At 60.6% G+C, this 20,335-nt stretch carries 22 protein-coding genes; 15 read left to right on the forward strand and 7 right to left on the reverse strand.

Translation table 11 applies throughout. From position 1 onward, the window contains the following. Positions 1-15 precede the first annotated feature (15 nt). The 4 genes from LHAB_RS05465 to LHAB_RS05480 all read left to right on the forward strand — a co-directional run bounded on the left by LHAB_RS05465 (position 16) and on the right by LHAB_RS05480 (position 4,266). Positions 16-1,287: a TRAP transporter large permease gene (locus LHAB_RS05465; protein ID WP_228763356.1), complete on the forward strand. Its 1,272-nt coding sequence runs from the start codon at positions 16-18 to the stop codon at positions 1,285-1,287. Then, on the forward strand, positions 1,284-2,084 hold the full coding sequence (locus tag LHAB_RS05470; RefSeq protein WP_090044421.1) for an alpha/beta fold hydrolase: 801 nt from the start codon (positions 1,284-1,286) through the stop codon (positions 2,082-2,084). Before LHAB_RS05465 ends, LHAB_RS05470 begins: the two co-directional genes overlap by 4 nt. A 349-nt stretch (positions 2,085-2,433) precedes the next feature. Beyond that, positions 2,434-3,333 carry a LysR family transcriptional regulator gene (locus LHAB_RS05475; RefSeq protein ID WP_090044423.1) on the forward strand — a complete coding sequence of 300 codons (900 nt, stop codon included), beginning with the start codon at positions 2,434-2,436 and terminating at the stop codon, positions 3,331-3,333. Positions 3,334-3,624: 291 nt separating this feature from the next. Next, the gene (locus LHAB_RS05480; RefSeq protein ID WP_090044427.1) at positions 3,625-4,266 is read left to right on the forward strand and encodes an MBL fold metallo-hydrolase; all 642 of its coding nucleotides are present in this window, start codon (positions 3,625-3,627) and stop codon (positions 4,264-4,266) included. A gap of 6 nt (positions 4,267-4,272) precedes the next feature. Here LHAB_RS05480 and LHAB_RS05485 read toward each other — a convergent pair whose 3' ends face one another. Then, a complete protein-coding gene (locus tag LHAB_RS05485; RefSeq protein WP_090044429.1) occupies positions 4,273-5,145 on the reverse strand; it encodes a M48 family metallopeptidase in 873 nt (290 codons plus the stop codon). 69 nt (positions 5,146-5,214) lie between these two features. On the opposite strand from LHAB_RS05485, the gene LHAB_RS05490 reads away from it, so the two are divergent. From LHAB_RS05490 to LHAB_RS05500, 3 genes are all read left to right on the forward strand, one after another. Beyond that, the gene (locus LHAB_RS05490; RefSeq protein WP_090044431.1) at positions 5,215-6,558 is read left to right on the forward strand and encodes an AmpG family muropeptide MFS transporter; all 1,344 of its coding nucleotides are present in this window, start codon (positions 5,215-5,217) and stop codon (positions 6,556-6,558) included. 92 nt (positions 6,559-6,650) lie between these two features. Further along, positions 6,651-7,352, forward strand: a complete 702-nt coding sequence (locus LHAB_RS05495; protein WP_090044433.1) for a response regulator transcription factor — start codon at positions 6,651-6,653, stop codon at positions 7,350-7,352. Positions 7,353-7,361: 9 nt separating this feature from the next. Next, positions 7,362-8,675 carry a sensor histidine kinase gene (locus LHAB_RS05500; RefSeq protein ID WP_090044436.1) on the forward strand — a complete coding sequence of 438 codons (1,314 nt, stop codon included), beginning with the start codon at positions 7,362-7,364 and terminating at the stop codon, positions 8,673-8,675. A gap of 50 nt (positions 8,676-8,725) precedes the next feature. On the opposite strand, the gene LHAB_RS05505 is transcribed toward LHAB_RS05500, so the two are convergent. The 6 genes from LHAB_RS05505 to LHAB_RS05530 all read right to left on the reverse strand — a co-directional run bounded on the left by LHAB_RS05505 (position 8,726) and on the right by LHAB_RS05530 (position 13,398). After that, positions 8,726-8,932, reverse strand: coding sequence for a zinc-finger domain-containing protein (locus tag LHAB_RS05505; RefSeq protein ID WP_090044438.1), 207 nt, complete (start codon positions 8,930-8,932; stop codon positions 8,726-8,728). An 11-nt stretch (positions 8,933-8,943) separates the two neighbouring features. After that, entirely contained in the window at positions 8,944-9,894 is a 951-nt protein-coding gene (locus LHAB_RS05510) for a branched-chain amino acid transaminase (RefSeq protein WP_090044440.1), read from the reverse strand. 47 nt (positions 9,895-9,941) lie between these two features. Further along, positions 9,942-10,343, reverse strand: a complete 402-nt coding sequence (locus LHAB_RS05515; RefSeq protein WP_090044442.1) for a glycerate kinase — start codon at positions 10,341-10,343, stop codon at positions 9,942-9,944. A 45-nt stretch (positions 10,344-10,388) separates the two neighbouring features. Continuing rightward, positions 10,389-11,774 carry a DNA repair protein RadA gene (gene radA, locus LHAB_RS05520; RefSeq protein ID WP_090044444.1) on the reverse strand — a complete coding sequence of 462 codons (1,386 nt, stop codon included), beginning with the start codon at positions 11,772-11,774 and terminating at the stop codon, positions 10,389-10,391. A 30-nt stretch (positions 11,775-11,804) separates the two neighbouring features. Next, a complete protein-coding gene (locus LHAB_RS05525) occupies positions 11,805-12,848 on the reverse strand; it encodes an NAD(P)H-dependent flavin oxidoreductase (RefSeq protein ID WP_090044446.1) in 1,044 nt (347 codons plus the stop codon). Positions 12,849-13,149: 301 nt separating this feature from the next. Continuing rightward, positions 13,150-13,398, reverse strand: coding sequence for a hypothetical protein (locus LHAB_RS05530; protein ID WP_090044448.1), 249 nt, complete (start codon positions 13,396-13,398; stop codon positions 13,150-13,152). Positions 13,399-13,768: 370 nt separating this feature from the next. Here LHAB_RS05530 and hpaR point away from each other — a divergent pair, with 370 nt between their 5' ends. The 8 genes from hpaR (at position 13,769) to LHAB_RS05570 (ending at position 20,329) form a co-directional block, all read left to right on the forward strand. Then, the gene (hpaR, locus tag LHAB_RS05535; RefSeq protein WP_090044450.1) at positions 13,769-14,248 is read left to right on the forward strand and encodes a homoprotocatechuate degradation operon regulator HpaR; all 480 of its coding nucleotides are present in this window, start codon (positions 13,769-13,771) and stop codon (positions 14,246-14,248) included. 3 nt (positions 14,249-14,251) lie between these two features. Continuing rightward, the gene (locus LHAB_RS05540) at positions 14,252-14,905 is read left to right on the forward strand and encodes a fumarylacetoacetate hydrolase family protein (protein ID WP_228763357.1); all 654 of its coding nucleotides are present in this window, start codon (positions 14,252-14,254) and stop codon (positions 14,903-14,905) included. Further along, positions 14,902-15,672 (forward strand): fumarylacetoacetate hydrolase family protein, encoded by a 771-nt coding sequence (locus tag LHAB_RS05545; protein WP_090044452.1) that lies wholly within the window; start codon positions 14,902-14,904, stop codon positions 15,670-15,672. The genes LHAB_RS05540 and LHAB_RS05545 overlap by 4 nt, the downstream gene beginning before the upstream one ends. After that, positions 15,669-17,138, forward strand: coding sequence for a 5-carboxymethyl-2-hydroxymuconate semialdehyde dehydrogenase (gene hpaE, locus LHAB_RS05550; protein WP_090044454.1), 1,470 nt, complete (start codon positions 15,669-15,671; stop codon positions 17,136-17,138). Before LHAB_RS05545 ends, hpaE begins: the two co-directional genes overlap by 4 nt. A 2-nt stretch (positions 17,139-17,140) precedes the next feature. Continuing rightward, positions 17,141-18,067 (forward strand): 3,4-dihydroxyphenylacetate 2,3-dioxygenase, encoded by a 927-nt coding sequence (gene hpaD / locus LHAB_RS05555; protein WP_090044456.1) that lies wholly within the window; start codon positions 17,141-17,143, stop codon positions 18,065-18,067. Positions 18,068-18,069: 2 nt separating this feature from the next. Next, positions 18,070-18,525, forward strand: coding sequence for a 5-carboxymethyl-2-hydroxymuconate Delta-isomerase (locus tag LHAB_RS05560; protein ID WP_090044458.1), 456 nt, complete (start codon positions 18,070-18,072; stop codon positions 18,523-18,525). A 3-nt stretch (positions 18,526-18,528) separates the two neighbouring features. Next, complete coding sequence (gene hpaH / locus LHAB_RS05565; protein ID WP_369814102.1) at positions 18,529-19,350, forward strand: 2-oxo-hept-4-ene-1,7-dioate hydratase; 822 nt, start codon at positions 18,529-18,531, stop codon at positions 19,348-19,350. Positions 19,351-19,513: 163 nt separating this feature from the next. Next, the gene (locus LHAB_RS05570) at positions 19,514-20,329 is read left to right on the forward strand and encodes an aldolase/citrate lyase family protein (RefSeq protein ID WP_090044459.1); all 816 of its coding nucleotides are present in this window, start codon (positions 19,514-19,516) and stop codon (positions 20,327-20,329) included. Positions 20,330-20,335: the final 6 nt, after the last annotated feature.

Raw genomic sequence — 20,335 nt, forward strand, 5'->3', positions numbered from 1 at the left:
GTTGGATTGGGCCTCATGGCCTTGCTGGTTTTGTTCATTGGTATCGGTTTACCGATTCCTTTTGCACTGGCGGCTGCCTCGATGCCGTTCCTATTTCATATCCAGGGCTGGTCTACAGCGCTTGTCAGTAGCCAACTCAAGCTCTGGGGTGTATGGATTGACTATGTGTTGCTGTCGGTTCCGCTTTTCGTCTTCTTGGGCGAATTGATTGGTCGATCGAATATTGGCCCGAACCTTTATCAGTTCATGCATCGCGGGGTGCGTATACGTGGGTCGGCTGCCTATGGGAGCATTGCAGCTTGCGCCGGTTTCGGAGCTGTTTGCGGCTCTTCAATGGTTGGATCGTTGACCATTGGCGGTGTTGCATTGCCCGAGATGAAAAAACTGGGTTACGACAATCGGCTCTCAAGCGGGGTGCTGGCAGCTGGCGGCACACTGAGCGTGTTGATTCCTCCAAGCCTTATTCTTCTGTTTTACGGCATTGTGACGGATACATCGATCGGCGATTTGTTCATTGCGGGCATCGTTCCTGGTTTGGTGTTGGTGCTGTTTTTTTGCCTGATCGTCTATGTATGGGGAAAACTCTACCCCTCACACATTCCCGACGCCGATGCCACCGCGCGCACCAGTTTTCGTGAAATGCTCATCTCTTTGGGCCCCATATTTTTGGTTGGACTCGTGATCACAGTCTCCATCTATACCGGTATTGCAACGCCGACTGAAGCCGCAGCCGTCGCAGCACTTTTGACGGTCGTTCTCGCCTTTGCCGTTGGCGGACTGGACATGACCGGCCTGAAGGCTTCATTGATGTCAACCATGCGCACCATGGGGTACTTGGGTCTGCTGCTTTCAGCCGGGGTATTGTTCGGCTTTGTGATGACCTACTATCGTGTTCCGCAGCAGTTCACAGAGTTGTTCCAAACTTTTCAACTCAGCCCATATGCTGTGCTCTCGATCGTGATTGTTTTTTACCTTGTTCTCGGCATGTTCCTTGAGCCTGTGTCCATGACTTTTATCACATTGCCCACCATTTACCCGCTGATGCACGCTGCTGGATTCGACATGATCTGGTTTGGCATTATCTTCACCATCACGATGGAGATCGCTGTGCTTACGCCACCGGTAGGTCTTAATTTGTATGTCATTCAAGGGATCAGTCGAGGATCTATTTCAATCAGCGAAGTGATTTATGGTTGTTTGCCATTTATCGGAAGCATGTTGGTTTTGATTGCATTGCTGATCCTGTTGCCTGAAATTGCAACTGGACTGCCGAAAGCCATGAAATGATTGAATCCCAAACAACCTCTTTGCCGTTTCGCCGCGCCGGAGCAGGCCCGACTCTGGTCTTGGTACATGGTTATTTAGGTGGATCGAGCCAGTGGGTGGCCGAAATAGAGAGATTGCGCCATTTTTTTGACGTCATCGCTGTTGATCTCGCAGGTTATGGTGATGCGAGACACTTGAACGCACCCAAGGATATTGCGGCTCACGCGCATTCTGTCTTAACAACTTTGGATCAGTTAGGCATCCGCGAATTTCATCTTCTTGGACATTCCATGGGTGGCATGGTGGTGCAGGAAATCGTCCATCAAGCACCGCAAAGGGTCATGCGTTTGGTGCTTTATGCCACAGGTCCCCAGGGCAGTATTCCCGGGCGTTTTGAGACCATGGCGCGATCGCGTGAGCGATTGGCCGAAGATGGTGTCGAGAGCACAGCCCGGCGCATTTGCGCCACTTGGCTACTTGACCGTGAAGCTTCACCCGCTTACAACTTGCTCGCTTCACTTGGAACATGCGCCAGCTACCAGGCTGCTGAGGCCGGTTTGTGGGCAATGGAGGGCTGGGATGGACGTCACAGATTGATGAACATCCAGCAGCAAACCCTGATCGTCTGGGGTGAGGCTGACCGCAGCTACGGCTGGTCTCAAATAGAAGCACTTTGGAGAGGCATTCCTGGCGCCTCTTTGGCGGTGCTACCTGCTTGTTCACATGCACTGCACCTAGAGCGCACAGCAATGTTTCATGGGATTTTGCTCGACTTCTTATCCACTACTGCCCATCGCAATTCGGCTGTATCTTCATGATCGCCCATGGCCTTATGTAGTCCTCTGCTCACTGAATTGAGCACAGCGAACCGGTCAATCGAAGACGCAGGCCTGGTTGTGAATCCATGATTCACAGGCGCTCAAGCGCGAGATGATGCTTTGATGGATGAGAAAGCGCACTCGGAAAAGGCTTTTCCCTGAAGTTTTCATTGTTGATCACCATGGTGGTGGACCCATCGGGCATCGACCTTGCACTGTGGCCATCAGACTGGTTTGGCCGTGCCCCGCTGGGTCGAGGCTGTGTATCGCTCGGATGTGAAAATAGAATCAGCATGGGGCAAGCTTTCTTTGCGAGAAAACTTGAGTCATCATCAAATCGGGGGAACCCATGGAACTCAAGTGGCTTGACGACTACTTGGCATTGATTGAAACCGGTTCTTTTTCAGCAGCAGCTGAAAAGCGCCATGTTTCGCAGCCGGCCTTTTCAAGGCGCATCCAGCATCTGGAAGAATGGTTAGGCGTTGAGTTGATCGATCGAACGCACAAACCCCTGCGCTTTACACCGCTGGCCACACAGCATGAATCGTCGTTTCGAGGTTTGGTAAATCAAGTTTACGAATTTCGATCCACGCTCAAGTCAGATGCCAACTCAAGCCCGGGGCTGGTGATTTCTGCGCAACACAGTCTTGCAGCAGCTCACCTTCCTGCATTCCTGCAAAAGCTGCGAACACTCCATCCCGAACAACGCTTTCGAATTCGCTCAGAAAACCGAGATGAGGGGGTGGCCTTGCTGCTTCGCGGTCAGGCAGATATTTTGCTCGTATATGAATCCAACACTTCTGTCACAGGCATCCCTGCGCAACTGGCGACTCCCTGCGCTTTGGGAGATGATGTTTTGGTATTGGTGGCCAGTCCCAAACTCTGCATGTCGAAAGATTTTTCAAGACCTGATCACCCATTGCCATTGCTTTGTTTTCCGCCAGAGAGTTTCTTTGGTCAAACGGTCCGCACCCATGTCTTGCCTGAGCTCATGCAGTCTCGCTTGGTGGCTGTGCAATACGTCAGCGAGTTCAGTCTCGGTTTGCGAGAAATGGCCCTGATTCATCAAGGTGCAGCTTGGCTTCCTCGCAGCCTGATCGCTCAAGACTTGAAGCGTAAAACCCTGCAAGAACTACCCACGATCGGACGTGAAGTCCCCTTGACGATCATGGCTTACTTTGCCAACCATGGCAGTCAGCCGCTCCAGCAGCTGTTTGCCAAATTTAGCGCGGCCCAAGCCAAGGTTTAGCCTTTTAAATCTAAGCCATATTCAAATCGTCCTGCGCAAGTTCTTGGCCATTGGTTTTGTGGGTCTTTATGGTGTTGGTGTTCGTGTTCGTCAATTCAGCCGGTTGGCTATCCATTGAAACGGCGTAGCCCTGAGCGTTTTTTTTGTCTGTTCCGTGTTTTTGCCACCACCGCTTGGGTGCCGAAATCCTTGTTTGTTCTTTTGTCAAAAGCTCCCGGGCAAGGCTATTACCTACACAGACATGGACGCGCGACTTCTCAACCTGGACATCACGCTCCCTATAATTTGTACATGTTGCAATACCAAACCATTCCCGTCACGCCATTCCAGCAAAACTGCTCTCTGATTTGGGACGACCAGACCCTGCAGGCGGCGGTGGTGGATCCGGGGGGAGATTTGGATGTGTTGCTGGGGGCCGCCCAACGTCTGGGCCTCAAGCTCGAGCAGATTTGGATCACCCATGGTCATCTGGACCATGCCTCGGGCACCGCCGATTTGGCCGAACAGTTGGGGGGTCTGCCGATCATCGGACCGCATCCGGCAGACCAGTTCTGGATTGATGGCTTGCCTGCTGCGGCAGCTGCCTACGGTTTCCCACCTGCGCGCGTTTTCAAGCCCACGCGCTGGCTGGCCGATGGGGATACCGTGACCTTGGGTGCGCACACTTTGCAGGTGCGCCATTGCCCTGGGCACACGCCTGGCCATGTGGTGTTTTATTCACCTGAGATCAAGCGAGCGTTTGTGGGTGATGTGCTGTTTGCGGGCAGCATTGGCCGCACTGATTTCCCGCAAGGCAACCACGACGATTTGATCGCCAGCATCACCGCGCGTTTGTGGCCCATGGGCAATGACACGGTGTTCATTCCTGGTCATGGCCCTGAGAGCACGTTTGGTCGTGAACGACAGTCCAACCCTTACGTGGGTGGGACCTGAATCGGGTCAGCCCCGGCGGGCTTGCTCGTAAAGGTGCTGGACTTTGGGCAAGTTGGCTTCGAGTTCCTGAATTCGGTTGGTCCCGCTGGGGTGCGTCGACAGGAATGAGGGGCTGCCATTGCTGCTGGCCGCTTGCATTTTTTGCCACAGGCTCACGCTGGCTTCGGGCTTGTAACCACCTCGTGCGGCGATCTCCAAGCCCACCAAGTCAGATTCGGTTTCGTCATCACGGCTGTATTTCAGCGTGAGCAATTGCGTGCCCAGGTTCGCCGCCACATCGCCCAAAGAGCCCAACCCCAGCAGTTGAGAAGCAATGGACAGGCCAATGCTGGTGGCCTGGCTCTTGGCCAGACGTTCACGCGCGTGTTCGCGCAGGGCATGCGCCATCTCGTGCCCCATGATCATGGCCACTTCGTCGTCGTTGAGCTTCAGTTGGTCCAAGATCCCGGTGTAAAAAGCGATCTTGCCGCCGGGCATGCACCAGGCGTTGATTTGTTTGCTGCCAATCAGGTTCACTTGCCACTTCCAGTCACGCGAACGCGGGTTCCATGACGCCGTGTGCGGGATGAGTTTTTCCGCGATGGTGTGCAAGCGTTGCAGTTGCGGGTGACCATCGGGGGCCAGTGCGCCTTTGGCGCGGGCATCGGCCAGAACTTGTGTGTACTGCTGCCGTGCTGAAGTTTCCAGCGTTTCGGCCGGGACCAATTTGCGCAAGCCGGAAGAAGAACCCACGTCCACCTGCGCCAAAGCCGAGCCGGCGGCCGAGGCCCCTGCCGCCAACAAAAAGGCACGCCGGGCTTGCCAGCGCGGCGAGGCATCGGCCGATCCACTGGAAGAGGGACCGTTCGGAGGATTTTTGAGGTCACAGAGCAGGCACATGGTGTGCAAATGATAGCGGCTTGCCCAACTTCAAGGTGTCAGGCCCTTTGGGTCGGCCGATAATGGCGCATGGCTGAAACTGCAACCCCTTTTGAACAAGCCCCCCCGAGCACGGTGCGCACCTGGCGCGAGGCGCTGCGCCTGTACTTGCAGCCCGCCAGCTTGCGCATGTTGGCGCTGGGCTTTGCGGCGGGCTTGCCGCTGCTGTTGGTGCTGGGCACGCTCAGTTTTCGGTTGCGCGAGGCGGGCATTGACCGCAGCACCATTGGTTATCTCAGCTGGGTCGGTCTGGCGTATGGCTTGAAATGGATGTGGGCCCCGCTGGTCGACCGCATGCCCATACCTTGGCTCACACGCCAACTGGGGCGCAGGCGCAGCTGGCTGCTGGTGTCGCAGCTCGTCATCGCGCTCGGGCTGGTGGGCATGGCGCTCAATGACCCATCGCAACTGCTTGGCCCTTTGGTGGCCTGCGCCTTGGCCGTGGCGGTGGCTTCGGCCACGCAAGACATTGCGCTGGACGCCTACCGCATCGAATCGGCCGAGGTGAACGCGCAAGCCGCCTTGGCGGCCAGTTACCAGACGGGGTATCGCCTCGCCATGATCTGGGCCGGGGCCGGTGTGTTGTGGGTGGCGGCTTGGGCCCAAGGCGAGCAAGCCACAGGCTATATGCAATCGGCTTGGCAAGCGGCTTATCTGGTCATGGCACTGAGCATGCTGCCGGGCATGGCGGTGGTGCTGGCTTCGCCCGAGCCTGTGCCTGCCCCTTTTGCACCAGCCCGCAACCTGCTCGAGTGGCTCCAGGGTGCGGTGGTCCAGCCTTTTGCCGATTTTTGGTTGCGCTACCGCTGGCAAGCGGTGCTGTTGTTGGCCTTGATCGCGGTCTACCGCATCAGCGACGTGGTCATGGGCATCATGGCCAACCCGTTTTACGTGGACATGGGCTTCACCAAGACCGAAGTGGCCAGTGTGACCAAGGTGTACGGCGTCATCATGACCTTGGTGGGTGCGTTTGTGGGCGGTGTGCTGTCGGCTCGGTTGGGCGTCATGCGGGTGCTCATGCTGGGCGCGGCGCTCAGTGCAGCCAGCAATTTGCTGTTTGTCTGGCTCAGTGGCGTGGGCCACGACGTGCAGGCGCTGGTCTGGGTGATTTCGGCCGACAACCTGGCCAGCGGCATCGCTTCGGCCGCCTTCATCGCCTATTTGTCATCGCTGACCAACATCAGTTATTCGGCCACGCAATACGCGCTGCTCAGCTCCATGATGCTGTTGTTGCCCAAGTTCATTGCCGGGTTTTCGGGTGATTTTGTCGACGCCCACGGCTATGCCAGCTTCTTCACGGCCACAGCCTGGTTGGGCGTGCCGGTGCTGCTGCTGGTGGCGCTGGCCTCGCGGGTGCATGCGCGCAAGGCTTGAAGCCATTGCTCGCCGGTTTGGCTGGGCCCAGGATTTACCCAGCTTTACAAAACCGAAACTCTGGGCACTTCGGCTTGGAGGATGATCACCCCATGCAACAACTTTTGATGATCGAAGACGATGTGCGCTTGGCGGGCATGGTGGCAGATTACCTGGGGCAAAACGGCTTTGCCGTGGTGCACTCGCCCGACGCCCACAGCGGCCTGGCCCGTTTGCAAACGCCGGGCGTGGACTTGGTCATCCTGGACCTGATGCTGCCCGACATGGATGGCCTGCAGGTTTGCCAGCGCATCCGCGCCCTGCCTGGCAGCACAGGCCAGGTGCCGGTGCTCATGCTCACGGCCAAAGGTGACCCCATGGACCGCATCATTGGCCTTGAAATGGGGGCCGACGATTACCTGCCCAAGCCCTTTGAGCCACGCGAGTTGCTGGCCCGCATCAAGGCCATCTTGCGTCGCAAAAATAACGGGAACGACACGCCCCCACAGCGCATGCAATTTGGCTCGCTGGAGATTGACCGCGATGCCCGCCGCGTCAGCGTCAAGGGGCAGGACTGCGAGCTGACCTCGTACCAATACGACTTGCTGGTGGCGCTGGCCGAACGCGCCGGGCGCGTGCTCACGCGCGACCAGATCATGGAGGCCGTGCGGGGCCGCGAACTCGAAGCCTTTGACCGCTCCATCGACGTGCACATGGGCCGCATCCGTGCCGCCATCGAGGCCGACCCCAAAGCGCCGCAACGCATCCTCACCGTGCGCGGTGTGGGTTATGTGTTTGCCCGCCAGCAAGACTGAGCGCCGATCATGCCCATTCGCAGTTTCTCGCGCCAGTGGTCACGCCACCTGTACTTGCGCATCTGGCTGGCCGTGGTGGTGGGCGTGGCGCTGCTCATGCTGTTGGTGGGTTGGGCCTGGCGCGCCACGGTCGAGCACCATGCCGCGCCGCCAGCGCCGCGTGAATGGGTGGTGTTGAACGCCAACGGCGATGTGCTGGCCAGCACCACCCGGGCCGGGCCGGGCGCACCTTTGGTCTTTGATGTGCCCTTGCCCGACGGTCAAACCCTGCCTCTGCAAGTGCAGCGCAGCGGCGAGCGATCGGCCGAGCGGCCCCATGCCCCCGCTGCGCATGGCATGCCTGGCATGGGGCTCGGCCCGAACGGCCGTTTGCCGCCACATTGGCGCCAGGACATGCCTTGGTGGGCCAAGCCTTCAGGTTTTTTCTGGATGCTCGGCCTCATTGGGCTGGCTGTGGCGCTGGGTCTGTACCCGGTGGTGCGCAGGCTGACGCAGCGTCTTGAGGGCCTGCAGCGCGGCGTGCAGCGTTGGGGCGAGGGCGACTTGTCGGTGCGCGTGACGGTGCAAGGCGACGACGAGGTGGCCGACCTGTCCGAGCGCTTCAACGCGGCGGCCGAGCGCATCGAAGGCCTGATGGCCTCGCAAAAGTCATTGCTGGCCAACGCCTCGCACGAGTTGCGCTCGCCGCTGGCCCGCATTCGCATGGGCTTGGAGCTGATGAACGGCCCGGCGGATTCAGACGCATGGGCACGCAGTCGGGCCGAAATTTTGCGCAACATGGCTGAACTGGACCAGCTGATCGACGAGATCTTGCTGGCCAGCCGCTTGAACGCCAAGGAGGCCGACATCGGTACCGTGGAGGCGGTGGATCTGGTGGGCCTGTGCGCCGAAGAGTGCGCGCGGGTCAGCGCAAGGCTGGATGTCCCCGAAGGCCTGGCCCAGCTCGAAGTACCCGGCGTGGCCAAACTGCTGCGCCGGATGGTGCGCAATCTGCTGGAAAACGCCCGCCGTTATGGCGCCAGCAGCCAAGCTGCTCTGCAGGGCAATGGCATTGTGCTGTGCTTGAAGCCCCAAGGTGGACGGGTTCACATCGAGGTCGGTGACCATGGACCTGGCGTGCCCCCCGCCTACCGAGATCGGATCTTTGAGCCGTTTTTCCGTTTGCCCGGGACCAGCGAGCGCGTTGGCGGCGTGGGTTTGGGGCTGTCGCTGGTCAAATCGATTGCCGAGCGCCACGGCGGATGGGTGCGGTGCGCAGACCGAGCCGGTGGTGGTGCTTGCTTCGAGGTGAGTTTGCCCCAAAGCAAAACGGCGAACACCTGAGTGTTCGCCGTGGGGCGGCTGCGCCATCGCCTGTTTGCGCCGCGCGGGAATCAGTGGTGGTGCCCTACCACTTCCCCTGCTTTCATTTTGTAAACCGTGCCGCAATAGGGGCACTTGGCTTCACCGGTTTTGGCCACATCCAAGTAGACCTTGGGGTGGCTGTTCCAGAGTTTCATGTCGGCTTTGGGGCTGGGACAAAACACACCGCCTTGGGGGTTCAGGTCGGTGGCCAGCAGTTCAACAGCTTGGGTGCTCATGCTGGCCTTCCTCAAACCAAGGTCAGCCAGTGGGCGTATTTCGGGTTACGGCCGTTGACGATGTCAAAAAATGCGCTCTGGATTTTTTCGGTGATCGGGCCACGGCTGCCCACGTAGCCTTCTTTGCCCAGTTCGATGCGGTCGAGTTCGCGAATGGGCGTCACTTCGGCGGCGGTGCCGGTGAAGAAGGCTTCGTCGGCGATGTAGACCTCATCGCGGGTGATCCGCTTTTGCACGATCTCCAGACCCAGGTCTTTGGCAATGTGGAAGACGGTGTTGCGGGTGATGCCGTTCAAGGCGCCGGCCGACAAGTCGGGCGTATAGATCACGCCGTTCTTGACCACAAAGATGTTCTCGCCTGCGCCTTCTGACACAAAGCCCGAGGTGTCGAGCAGCAGGGCTTCGTCGTAACCCTCGTCGGTCACTTCCATGTTGGCCAAAATGGAGTTGGTGTAGTTGCTCACCGCTTTGGCCTGCGTCATGGTGATGTTGACGTGGTGGCGGGTGTAGCTGCTGGTTTTGACGCGGATGCCGCGCTTCATGCCTTCTTCGCCCAAATAGGCGCCCCACGTCCAGGCGGCCACCATCAGATGGATGGTGTTGCCCTTGGGGCTGACGCCCAGCTTTTTGTCGCCAATCCAGGTCAAGGGGCGAATGTAGCCCGATTCCAGCTTGTTCTCGCGCACCACGGCACGTTGGGCTTCGTTGACCTGCGCTGGGGTGAAGGGGATGGCCATGCGCAAAATTTTGGCGCTGTTGAACAGGCGCTCGGTGTGCTCTTGCAGGCGGAAGATGGCGGTGCCTTGCTCGGTTTTGTAGGCGCGCACGCCTTCAAAAGCACCGCAGCCGTAGTGCAAGGTGTGGCTCAGCACATGGATCTTGGCATCGCGCCAATCCACCATCTGGCCGTCCATCCAGATTTTGCCGTCACGGTCTGACATGGAGGGAATGACAACGCTCATGAAAGTGTCCTTTGAAGTAGCTGCAATAAACAGGGTTGGCGAGGATTTTAAGGGTTTGGCTCTTCGGGGCGTGCCAGTGTCCATTCGGTCAACTTGCCGCCCACAAAAGTACAGGTCACCACCGATTCGCTGGTGTCGGTCCAGGTGTAGACCTCGGGTTGGGCGTCTTTTTCGGATAAAAGTTTGCCCAAAGAGCGTGTCATCGCGATCACGTGCATCAAATTGACGCCTTTTTTCAGCTTGGCGTTGAGCATCACGGCGCTGGCCACATGGCCGATGGGCCGGTTGGCGGCTTTTTTCAGGATGGTGACCAAGCGCGTGAAGTGCAGCAGCACCCACATGACCACACCGCCCACGGCCAGGGCAATGCCCGCCCACTGAAAAGCCTGCCAGGCCCCCACAGTGAACACGACGATGGCCAGCGGAGTCAGTATTTTGGTGAAATTCATGGGGGCAGATTGTGCCCTGATTGCCCGGTCATTTCCGCAGGGGCCTCAGTCCAAACCTCGCACCACCTGCATGGCTTCTTCGATGCGCTCGACCGGGTAGATGGTCAGGCCCTCGAAGGCCTTGTCGTTTTTCTTGGGGGCGTTGGCTTTGGGCACCACCGCCACCTTGAAGCCCAGCTTGGCCGCTTCTTTCAGGCGGTCTTGTCCGCGTGGGGCGGGGCGCACTTCGCCCGCCAGGCCCACTTCGCCAAAGGCAATGAAGCCCTTGGGCAAGGCTTTGCCGCGCAGGCTGCTGGTGATCGCCAGCATCACGGCCAGGTCGGCCGCCGGCTCGCTGATGCGCACGCCGCCCACCGCGTTGACAAACACGTCTTGGTCCATGCAGGCCACGCCCGCATGGCGGTGCAGCACCGCCAGCAGCATGGCCAGGCGGTCGCGGTCCAGGCCCACCGACAGACGGCGTGGGCTGGGGCCACCGCTGTCCACCAAGGCCTGAATTTCCACCAACAGCGGGCGGGTGCCTTCGAGCGTGACCATCACGCAACTGCCGGGCACGGGCTCGGCGTGTTGGCTCAAAAAGATGGCACTCGGGTTGCTCACGCCTTTGAGGCCCTTTTCAGTCATGGCGAACACGCCAATTTCGTTCACCGCACCAAAGCGGTTTTTGATGGCGCGGATCAGGCGGAAGTTCGAATGCGTGTCGCCCTCAAAGTAGAGCACCGTGTCCACCATGTGTTCCAGCACGCGTGGGCCTGCCAGCGCGCCTTCTTTCGTGACGTGGCCCACCAGCACGATGGTGGTGCCGGTGGCTTTGGCCGTGCGCGTCAGGTGCGCCGCGCATTCGCGCACCTGTGCCACCGAGCCGGGGGCGCTGGTCAATTGGTCTGAATAGACCGTCTGGATCGAGTCGATGATGGCGATGCCCGGCTGGCGAGATTGCAGGGTGTGCAGGATCTTTTCAAGCTGGATCTCGGGCAGCACCGGCACTTGCGAGTCGGGCAGGCCCAGACGGCGCGAGCGCATGGCCACTTGCGCGCCGCTTTCTTCGCCCGTCACATACAGGGTTTGCATGCCACTGCGTTGCAATGCGTCCACCGCCTGCAGCAGCAAGGTGGATTTGCCAATGCCCGGGTCGCCGCCGATCAGCACCACACCGCCTTCGACCATGCCGCCGCCCAGCACCCGATCGAGCTCGTCAATGCCGGTGGGGTGGCGTTCAAAATCGGCCGCTTCAATTTGAGCCAGGGGCAGCACCTCGGAGGTGGGGGCCAGCGAGGCATGGACCGAGCCAAAGCGGTTTTTCCCGGCGGCGGGCTCGCTGGATCCTTCGATCAAGGTGTTCCAGGCGTTGCAGCTGGGGCATTTGCCCATCCAGCGGGCACTGGTGCCGCCGCATTCGGTGCAGGTGAATATCGATTTGTCTTTGGCCATGCAGCGATTGTGCCTTTGAGATCGCGCCACTCAGCGCCAGGCGTTGACCATTTCTCGGGTGATGTCGGCAGCGCTCAGGCTGCGCGCGGTGGCGGCGTTTTGACCCGACCACAGGGGGGTGAAGTCGCTCAAGCCCCGAGCCTCGGCTGCGGCACGCAAGGGGGCAATGGCTGCTGTGGCCAGTGGAAACGCCGGGGCCGCGGGGTTCAAGGCGCCGAGTTCGCGCATCAAGCGGTTGACGATGCCGCGCGCTGGGCGGCCGCTGAACAAGCGTGTGAGGGCCGTGTGCTGCGCCTCGGGCGATTGCAAGGCCGCCCGGTGCAGCGCGCTGGTGGTGGCCTCGTGGCTGCACAAATAAGCCGTGCCGATTTGCACACCGGCCGCGCCCAGCGCTTGGGCTGCAGCCACGCCTGGGGCCGAACCAATGCCGCCAGCGGCGATCACGGGCAGTTGCACGGCCTGAACGATTTGGGGCAACAGCGCTAACGTGCCCATTTGGGTGCTCAGGTCATCGGTCAAAAACATGCCCCGGTGCCCGCCCGCTTCCAAGCCTTGGGCGATCACGGCATCCGCGCCATTCGCTTGCAGCCAGACGGCTTCTTGCACCGTGGTGGCCGATGACAGCACCAGACTGCCCCAACTTTTCACACGGGCCAATAAATCGGGCGCTGGCAGGCCAAAGTGAAAGCTGACCACCGCCGGACGAAAGGCCTCCAGCACATCGGCACTGTCGTGACCAAAGGGCACGCGGCCTGCGCCGCTGGGCATGTGGGCTGGGTCCAGGCCCATGCCGCGGTAATAGGGCGACAAAACCTGTTGCCAGGTGGCTTCCTGCACAGGATCTGCGGCCGGCGGGCTGTGGCAAAAGAAGTTGACGTTGTAAGGCCGATCGGTCACGCTGCCCAGGGCTTGCAGTTCGGCCTGCAAGCTTTCGGGGGTGAGCATGGCGGCCGCCAAAGATCCCAAGCCACCCGCTTCGCAGACGGCGGCTGTCAGTCGGTGGTCTTGCACGCCGGCCATGGGGGCCTGAATCACGGGTGCTGCAAGACGAGAAAGCAAATCGGCAAAAGACATGGCCAGCTCTTTAAAGTGGGGGCTTAAAGTCGGGGCTGAAAGCAGGCTAGCATCTTATGAGATGCCGCCAAGCGGTCAACTGGCCACAGAACTGTCGAGCCTCATGGCGTTCTGAACTGAGCGTACAGGCCTGACAAGCACGCAGAAGCACCTGACGACCTGAATTGGATCTGGCATCCCATCCAAAGCAGATTTTTGGGGAGGGGTTGTCGCTGCGTTCCGAATTTTCGGATGGACAGGTGGGTGGCCATCCGGAGACAACTTTGCAGCGGGCGTGGCCAGTCGCTCACTCCGCCATGGCTCAGCGGTTGGAGGCCATCGCTTGGCGTTTGCGCTTGGCCATTATCCGGGCCGAGTTGAGGCCGGTGAGGACCATGATGGGCCACAAGAAAGTGCAGACCATGGCCCACAACACGCGGCTGGCCAGAGAGTGGCCACCTTCGGCCGTGTCGATCTGTTGAGGCCCCTCGCTGAAGATGTGCCTATAAGAAAACGTCAAGAGACCGAATACAGCACCAAACAAGAGGAACAGGTAGATGTAAATGTTCACGGCAATCTCCTGATGAGCACGATCAGGGCCGTCCAAATGGGCGGTTGGCCTGACCTCACGTCGACATGTTAAACCAGTGTCATAAAAATATGACAGTTTATTGTGCACATAAACTTTTACACATGAGGTTTTTCAACCGCTCTCGGCCTGAAGTGCTCGCCTGAGCAGGCGAGGGTTCAAAGCTGTTCGCACGGATCAAGGCCTCGCACCTGCCGCTCGGACCCTGCGCAAGAACGGCTCAGCGCAATTTTGAGGTCACAACCCAGTGGGACGCAGTTCAGAACGCCATGAGATTCGACAAGCAAAGCCGTCTCGGGCTGGTGAAAACCCTCATGGCGATGCCGATGCATTCATTTAACATGTTAAATAAATGACCGCCATGACCACTTTTGTCCATCGCAACCTGCCGCGCCTTTTGCTCGAAGCGCGTGAGTCGGTGATGGCGCACACCCGACCGAGCTTGCGCCAGCATGGCTTGTCGGATCAGCAGTGGCGTGTTTTGCGGGTGCTGGGAGAGCACGCCCTCCAGCCAGGTGGGGTCGAAACTGGACGTGTGTCCAAGGAGGCCTATTTGCTGGGGCCCAGCTTGACGGGGGTGCTCAACCGCATGGAGCGCGACGGTCTGATTGAGCGCCAGCGTTGCCCCAAAGACGCTCGCCGCACGGTGGTGAGGGCCACCACAGCAGGACTGGCCAAGGTGCAGGCCTTGTCGCAAACCATCGAGACCCACTACAGCTGGATGGAACAGCAATTGGGCAAAGCGCAGCTGATGGCCATGTACGACCTGCTGGACAAAGTGATCGCCATGGACGTGCCCGGTGGGCGTGCCGATGAAACGACCGAGGAGTAAGGCATGAAGATGGACCGAACGGCCGCGCAAATCTGGCAACCCGCAGGCACGGTGTACGGCACCTTGCTCAATTTCCGCCGCGAGTGGGACCTGTGGGCCCCCCGCATGGCGCAGGACCCCCACAAAGCCGCGCCCCAAGCGCCTGTGCTGTACATCAAGACCGCCAACACTTTCAGTCCTGCCGGGCAGGGATTGCTGTTGCAAGACGGCGTGACGGAGGTCGACATCGGTGCATCGCTGGGTTGGGTGGTTGGCGAAGACGGCCAGGTGGAAGGTGCTGTGCTGGTCAACGATTGGAGCGTGCCGCACGCGAGCTACTACCGCCCGCCGGTCAAGTTCCGTTGCCGCGATGGTTTTCTGGCGCTGCCCGATCAGGTGACACCGGGCCAAGCCTCAGATTGGTCGGCATTGCAAATCGAGGTGCGCCGCAATGGCGCCTTGGTGCAGACGGTCGATCTGCGGGATGTGATGCGCGACGTGCCCACGCTGCTGGCCGACGTGGGTGAATTCATGACGCTGCAGCCCGGCGATGTGCTGATGGTGGGCACCGACTGCCTGCCGGACGGCACGCGGCCACGCGCGAAGGCGGGGGATCGGGTGGACATTTCGGCGCCCGGCTTTGCCAGCGTCGTCACGCATGTGAAAGGCCAGGCATGAAACACGCACGCATCGCCTGGGCGGGGGCTATTCAGCAAGCGGTCGAGTCCGATGGCCAGTTGCTCATCACCCAAGGCCCGCACAAAGGCCGCCCGGTGAACCCAGACGAGGTGGTTTGGTTGCCGCCGCTCGCCCCCGTGCCCCAAGCGCGCACCGTGATCGCGCTGGGCCTGAACTACGCCGACCATGCCAAGGAACTCGCCTTCAAGGCGCCTGAAGAGCCTCTGGCCTTCATGAAGGGCGAGGCCTCGCTCATTGGCCACAAAGCCTTCACGAAGCGGCCCGTGGATGTGGCCTACATGCACTACGAGTGCGAGCTGGCCGTGGTGATTGGCCGCACCGCGCGCCGCGTGAAGAAGGCCGATGCCGACGACTTCATTGCGGGCTACGCCGTGGCCAATGACTACGCCATCCGCGATTACCTGGAAAACTGGTACCGCCCCAATCTGCGCGTGAAAAACCGCGACACCTGCACCCCCATCGGCCCCTGGCTGGTCGATGCGGCCGACGTTCCCAATCCGATGGCGCTGAAATTGCAGACCACCGTCAATGGCCAAGTCACGCAAAGCGGCAGCACCGCCGACATGATTTTTGATGTGCCCACGCTGATCGAATACTTCAGCAGTTTCATGACACTGAATCCGGGCGACCTGATCTTGACCGGCACGCCCGACGGCATCGTGAACGTGAACCCCGGCGATGTGATCGTCACCGAAATCGAAGGCATTGGGGCCTTGACCAACACCATCGTGAAAGCAGAACCGTGAAAATCGACCACCTGATCAATGGCATCCCTGTTGCGGGCAGCGACTACTTTGAAACCGTCAATCCCGCCACCCAAGAGGTGCTGGCCGAAGTGGCCTCGGGCGGCGAAGCCGAGGTCCATGCCGCCGTCGCTGCCGCCAAAGCCGCTTTCCCGAAATGGGCCAACACGCCGGCCACCGAGCGCGCCCGGGTCATGCGCAGGCTGGGCGACCTGATCACGAAACACGTGCCCGAGATCGCCGAGACCGAAACCCGTGACTGCGGCCAGACCATCAGCCAGACCGGCAAACAACTGGTGCCGCGCGCGGCCGACAATTTCCACTACTTTGCCGAAATGTGCACCCGCGTGGACGGCCACACCTACCCCACGCCCACGCACCTGAACTACACGCTGTTCCACCCGGTGGGCGTGTGCGCGCTGATCAGCCCCTGGAACGTGCCCTTCATGACCGCGACCTGGAAGGTCGCGCCCTGTCTCGCCTTTGGCAACACCGCCGTGCTGAAGATGAGCGAGTTGTCGCCTTTGACGGCTGCGCGCTTGGGTGAGCTGGCGCTGGAAGCGGGCGTGCCCGCGGGTGTGTTGAATCTGGTGCACGGTTACGGCAAGGAAGCGGGTGAGCCTTTGGTGGTGCACCGCGATGTGCGCGCCATCAGCTTCACCGGCTCCACCGTCACGGGCAACCGCATCGTGCAAAGCGCGGGCCTCAAGAAGTTCAGCATGGAGCTGGGTGGCAAGAGCCCGTTTGTGATTTTTGAAGACGCCGACCTGGACCGCGCGCTGGACGCCGCCATTTTCATGATCTTCAGCAACAACGGCGAGCGCTGCACCGCAGGCAGCCGCATCTTGGTGCAGCAAAGCATTTACGCCGACTTTGCCGCCAAGTTTGCTGAACGCGCTAAGCGCATCAGCGTGGGCGACCCGCTCGATGAAAAAACCATCGTCGGCCCGATGATCTCCAAAGCCCACCTGGCCAAGGTGCGCAGCTATATCGAACTCGGCCCCCAAGAAGGCGCGACGATGCTGTGTGGTGGCCTGGACCAACCCGGTTATGCCGCCGACCTGCCTGCACACGTGAAGAACGGCAACTTCGTCTGGCCCACCGTGTTTGCCGACGTCGACAACCGCATGCGCATCGCGCAAGAAGAAATCTTTGGCCCCGTGGCCTGCCTGATCCCCTTCAAGGACGAGCCCGATGCCATTGAAAAAGCCAACGACATCGACTATGGCCTCTCGAGCTACGTCTGGACCGAAAACCTGGGCCGCGCCCACCGCGTGGCCGCAGCGGTCGAGGCGGGCATGTGCTTCGTCAACAGCCAGAACGTGCGCGACCTGCGCCAACCCTTTGGCGGCACCAAGGCCAGCGGCACGGGCCGCGAAGGCGGCACCTGGAGCTATGAGGTCTTCTGTGAGCCCAAAAACGTGGCGGTGTCGATGGGCAGCCACCACATCCCGCATTGGGGAGTTTGACCATGGGTCAGTTAGCACTCGCCGCCAAAATCACCCACGTGCCCAGCATGTACCTGAGCGAAATGCCGGGGCCGCGCTTTGGCACGCGCCAAAGCGCCATCGACGGCCACAGGGAGATCAGTCGCCGCTGCCGCGCCCTGGGGGTGGACACGTTGGTGGTGTTTGACACGCACTGGTTGGTCAACGCCAATTACCACATCAATTGCGCGCCGCACTTCAAGGGCGAGTACACCAGCAACGAGTTGCCGCACTTCATCCACCACATGGCGTTTGAAGCGCCGGGCAACCCCGAGCTGGGGCATTTGCTGGCCCAAGTGGCCAACGAACACGGCGTGGAAACGCTGGCGCACGACAACACCACCTTGCAGCCCGAATACGGCACGCTGGTGCCGCTGCGTTACATGAACGAAGACCAGCACTTCAAGGTGGTCTCGGTCTCGGCCCTGTGCATGGTGCATTACCTGAACGACAGCGCCCGCCTGGGCTGGGCCATGCGCCAAGCGGTGGAAAAGCATTACGACGGCAAGGTGGCGTTTCTGGCCAGCGGCTCGCTCAGTCACCGCTTTGCCCAAAACGGCCTGGCGCCGGAGTTTGCGCACAAGATCTGGAGCCCGTTTTTGGAGCAGCTCGACAAGCAGGTTTTGCAGATGTGGGGCCAGCGCGAGTGGAAAGCCTTTTGCGAGATGCTGCCCGAATACGCCAGTAAAGGCCACGGCGAGGGTTTCATGCACGACACGGCCATGCTGATGGGCGCGCTCGGCTGGACGGGCTACGACGGCAGCGCCGACATCGTGACGCCGTATTTCGGAGCCAGCGGCACGGGCCAGCTCAATGCGGTCTTTGACGTCACGCCGCAATCGGGTGCGCACATTCCGCCAGCGCAGGCCAGCAGCGCGACGGGCTACACCGCCGTGAGCACGAGGCTTTGACCATGCCCCATCTCGTGATCCTCTACACCGGCCAATTGGATGCCGAAGTCCACATGACCACCTTGTGCCGACAGCTGGCCGACGCCATGCTCACCGTGCAAGACGAAGACGGCATGCCAGTCTTTCCTACGGGCGGCACCCGCGTGCTGGCTTACCCCGCACCGCATTACGCTGTGGCCGATGGCGGTACGGCGGGCTTGGCCGCGGGGCTGTATGACCAGAACCCCCATGGGGGCTCGGGCGACTATGCTTTTGTGTACCTGAACGTGCGCATGGGCCGTGGTCGCAGTGAGGCCACCCAGCAACGCGCCGGACACACCTTGCTCGAAGTGGCCAAGGCCTTCTTCGCGCCCATCATGGCCCAGCGCCACATCGGCATCACGCTCCAAATCGATGTCGGCCCCGAGGTGTTTGACGCCAAGCACAGCAACCTCCATCCCCTGTTCAACAAGGCCTGAGCCATGTCCGTGTTCACCGAAGACCAGATCCAGCAACTCGCCCTCGAGCTGAACCAGTCCGAAAAATCGCGCGTTCAGATCGAGCATTTTTCCAAGCGCTTTCCGGGCATGACGATCGAAGACGGCTACCGCATCAACCGCGCCTGGATGCAGATCAAGTTCGCCGAGGGGCGACGGATGATTGGCCACAAGATCGGGCTGACCAGCCGCGCCATGCAGGTCTCCAGCCAGATCGACGAGCCCGACTACGGCACGCTGCTCGACGACATGCGCTACGACTGCACGCCCGGTCAGGTGCTGGACATTCCACACGCGAATTTTATCGCGCCCCGTGTGGAAGTGGAGTTGGCCTTCATCCTCAAAAACGAATTGCGCGGCCCGGATGTGACCGTGGAGCAGGTGCTCGCAGCGACCGAGTACGTGACGCCCGCGATCGAGATCATCGACTCGCGCATCGAACAGTTCGACCGCCACACCAAGGCCATGCGCCGGGTGTTTGACACCATCAGTGACAACGCGGCCAACGCGGGCATTGTCTTGGGCGCCAAGCGCGTTGATCCACTCACCACCGACTTGCCCTGGTGCGGCGCGGTGCTGCGCCAAAACGGTGTGGTCGAGGAAACGGGCCTTGCCGCCGGCGTGCAAGGGCACCCTGCCGTGGGCATTGCCTGGCTGGCCAACAAGCTCGCGCCCTGGGGTGAGCACCTGCAGGCGGGCGAGATCGTGCTGGCAGGCTCGTTCACCAAACCCGCACCCGCCAAGGTGGGCGATGTGTTTGATGTGGACTATGGGCCGTTGGGCAAGTTGGAGTTTCGTTTTGTTTGAGCCCTTGAATGCGTCTGCAGTGGCTTCGTTTTACGACAGTGGGATGATGCCGGGTTCGGGGTGGCGGCCCGGGCTCAGAGGCGCTTCGCTTTGCCACATCGCCCAGACCGCCACCCCGAACCCCGCATCCTGCCAACCTTGATGACCTCAAAGGAGTCGCCTCATGAACACCCCTGTGAATACTTTCAAACAAGCCCTTCAAAACCAACGCCCCCAAATTGGCCTGTGGATGGGTTTGGCCAGCGCTTACACCGCCGAAATTTGCGCCCTGGCCGGATTCGATTGGCTGGTCATCGACGGCGAACACGCGCCCAATGACCTGCAGAGCATCCAGGCCCAGTTGCAAACGGTGGCGGCCTACCCCGCCAGCCACCCGGTGTGCCGTGTGCCCATCGGTGACACGGCGCTCATCAAGCAATACCTGGACCTGGGGGCGCAAAACATATTGGTGCCCATGGTCGACACGCCCGAGCAGGCCGCGCAACTGGTGCAGGCCATGCGCTACCCGCAAGACGACGGCCAAGGCGGCGTGCGCGGCATGGCCGGTGCGCGGGCCTCGCGGTGGGGCCATTACCCGGATTACTTCCAGCGCGCCAACCAAGAGGTGTGTTTGCTGGTGCAGGTCGAATCGCGCGAAGCGCTGAAAAACTTGGATGCGATTGCCGCCACGCCTGGTGTGGACGGTGTGTTCATCGGCCCGGCCGATTTGTCGGCTTCGATGGGCCATGTGGGCAACGCGGCGCACCCCGACGTGCAAGCCGCCATCCAAGACGCCATCGCCCGCATCCTGAAAGCGGGCAAGGCGCCCGGCATCCTGACGCCCGACGAGAAAATGGCGCAACAGTATTTGTCACTTGGGGCTGTGTTCGTGGCCGTGGGCCTGGACACGCAAATCCTGATGCGCCAGACCGCCGAGCTGGCAGGGCGCTTCAAGACCGAGGTGAGCGCCATGGCACCCGCCAAAGGCAGCACCTACTGAAAAAAA

Source organism: Limnohabitans sp. 2KL-27 (assembly GCF_001269345.1).
In the GTDB taxonomy this organism is placed as follows: Bacteria; Pseudomonadota; Gammaproteobacteria; order Burkholderiales; family Burkholderiaceae_C; genus Limnohabitans_A.

Bases quoted from the DNA above. Each gene is read 5' to 3' on its own strand.
- LHAB_RS05465 (WP_228763356.1), top strand. From the start codon at position 16: ATGGCCTTGCTGGTTTTGTTCATTGGTATCGGTTTACCGATTCCTTTT.
- LHAB_RS05470 (WP_090044421.1), top strand. From the start codon at position 1,284: ATGATTGAATCCCAAACAACCTCTTTGCCGTTTCGCCGCGCCGGAGCA.
- LHAB_RS05475 (WP_090044423.1), top strand. From the start codon at position 2,434: ATGGAACTCAAGTGGCTTGACGACTACTTGGCATTGATTGAAACCGGT.
- LHAB_RS05480 (WP_090044427.1), top strand. From the start codon at position 3,625: ATGTTGCAATACCAAACCATTCCCGTCACGCCATTCCAGCAAAACTGC.
- LHAB_RS05485 (WP_090044429.1), bottom strand. From the start codon at position 5,145: ATGTGCCTGCTCTGTGACCTCAAAAATCCTCCGAACGGTCCCTCTTCC.
- LHAB_RS05490 (WP_090044431.1), top strand. From the start codon at position 5,215: ATGGCTGAAACTGCAACCCCTTTTGAACAAGCCCCCCCGAGCACGGTG.
- LHAB_RS05495 (WP_090044433.1), top strand. From the start codon at position 6,651: ATGCAACAACTTTTGATGATCGAAGACGATGTGCGCTTGGCGGGCATG.
- LHAB_RS05500 (WP_090044436.1), top strand. From the start codon at position 7,362: ATGCCCATTCGCAGTTTCTCGCGCCAGTGGTCACGCCACCTGTACTTG.
- LHAB_RS05505 (WP_090044438.1), bottom strand. From the start codon at position 8,932: ATGAGCACCCAAGCTGTTGAACTGCTGGCCACCGACCTGAACCCCCAA.
- LHAB_RS05510 (WP_090044440.1), bottom strand. From the start codon at position 9,894: ATGAGCGTTGTCATTCCCTCCATGTCAGACCGTGACGGCAAAATCTGG.
- LHAB_RS05515 (WP_090044442.1), bottom strand. From the start codon at position 10,343: ATGAATTTCACCAAAATACTGACTCCGCTGGCCATCGTCGTGTTCACT.
- radA (WP_090044444.1), bottom strand. From the start codon at position 11,774: ATGGCCAAAGACAAATCGATATTCACCTGCACCGAATGCGGCGGCACC.
- LHAB_RS05525 (WP_090044446.1), bottom strand. From the start codon at position 12,848: ATGTCTTTTGCCGATTTGCTTTCTCGTCTTGCAGCACCCGTGATTCAG.
- hpaR (WP_090044450.1), top strand. From the start codon at position 13,769: ATGACCGCCATGACCACTTTTGTCCATCGCAACCTGCCGCGCCTTTTG.
- LHAB_RS05540 (WP_228763357.1), top strand. From the start codon at position 14,252: ATGAAGATGGACCGAACGGCCGCGCAAATCTGGCAACCCGCAGGCACG.
- LHAB_RS05545 (WP_090044452.1), top strand. From the start codon at position 14,902: ATGAAACACGCACGCATCGCCTGGGCGGGGGCTATTCAGCAAGCGGTC.
- hpaD (WP_090044456.1), top strand. From the start codon at position 17,141: ATGGGTCAGTTAGCACTCGCCGCCAAAATCACCCACGTGCCCAGCATG.
- LHAB_RS05560 (WP_090044458.1), top strand. From the start codon at position 18,070: ATGCCCCATCTCGTGATCCTCTACACCGGCCAATTGGATGCCGAAGTC.
- hpaH (WP_369814102.1), top strand. From the start codon at position 18,529: ATGTCCGTGTTCACCGAAGACCAGATCCAGCAACTCGCCCTCGAGCTG.
- LHAB_RS05570 (WP_090044459.1), top strand. From the start codon at position 19,514: ATGAACACCCCTGTGAATACTTTCAAACAAGCCCTTCAAAACCAACGC.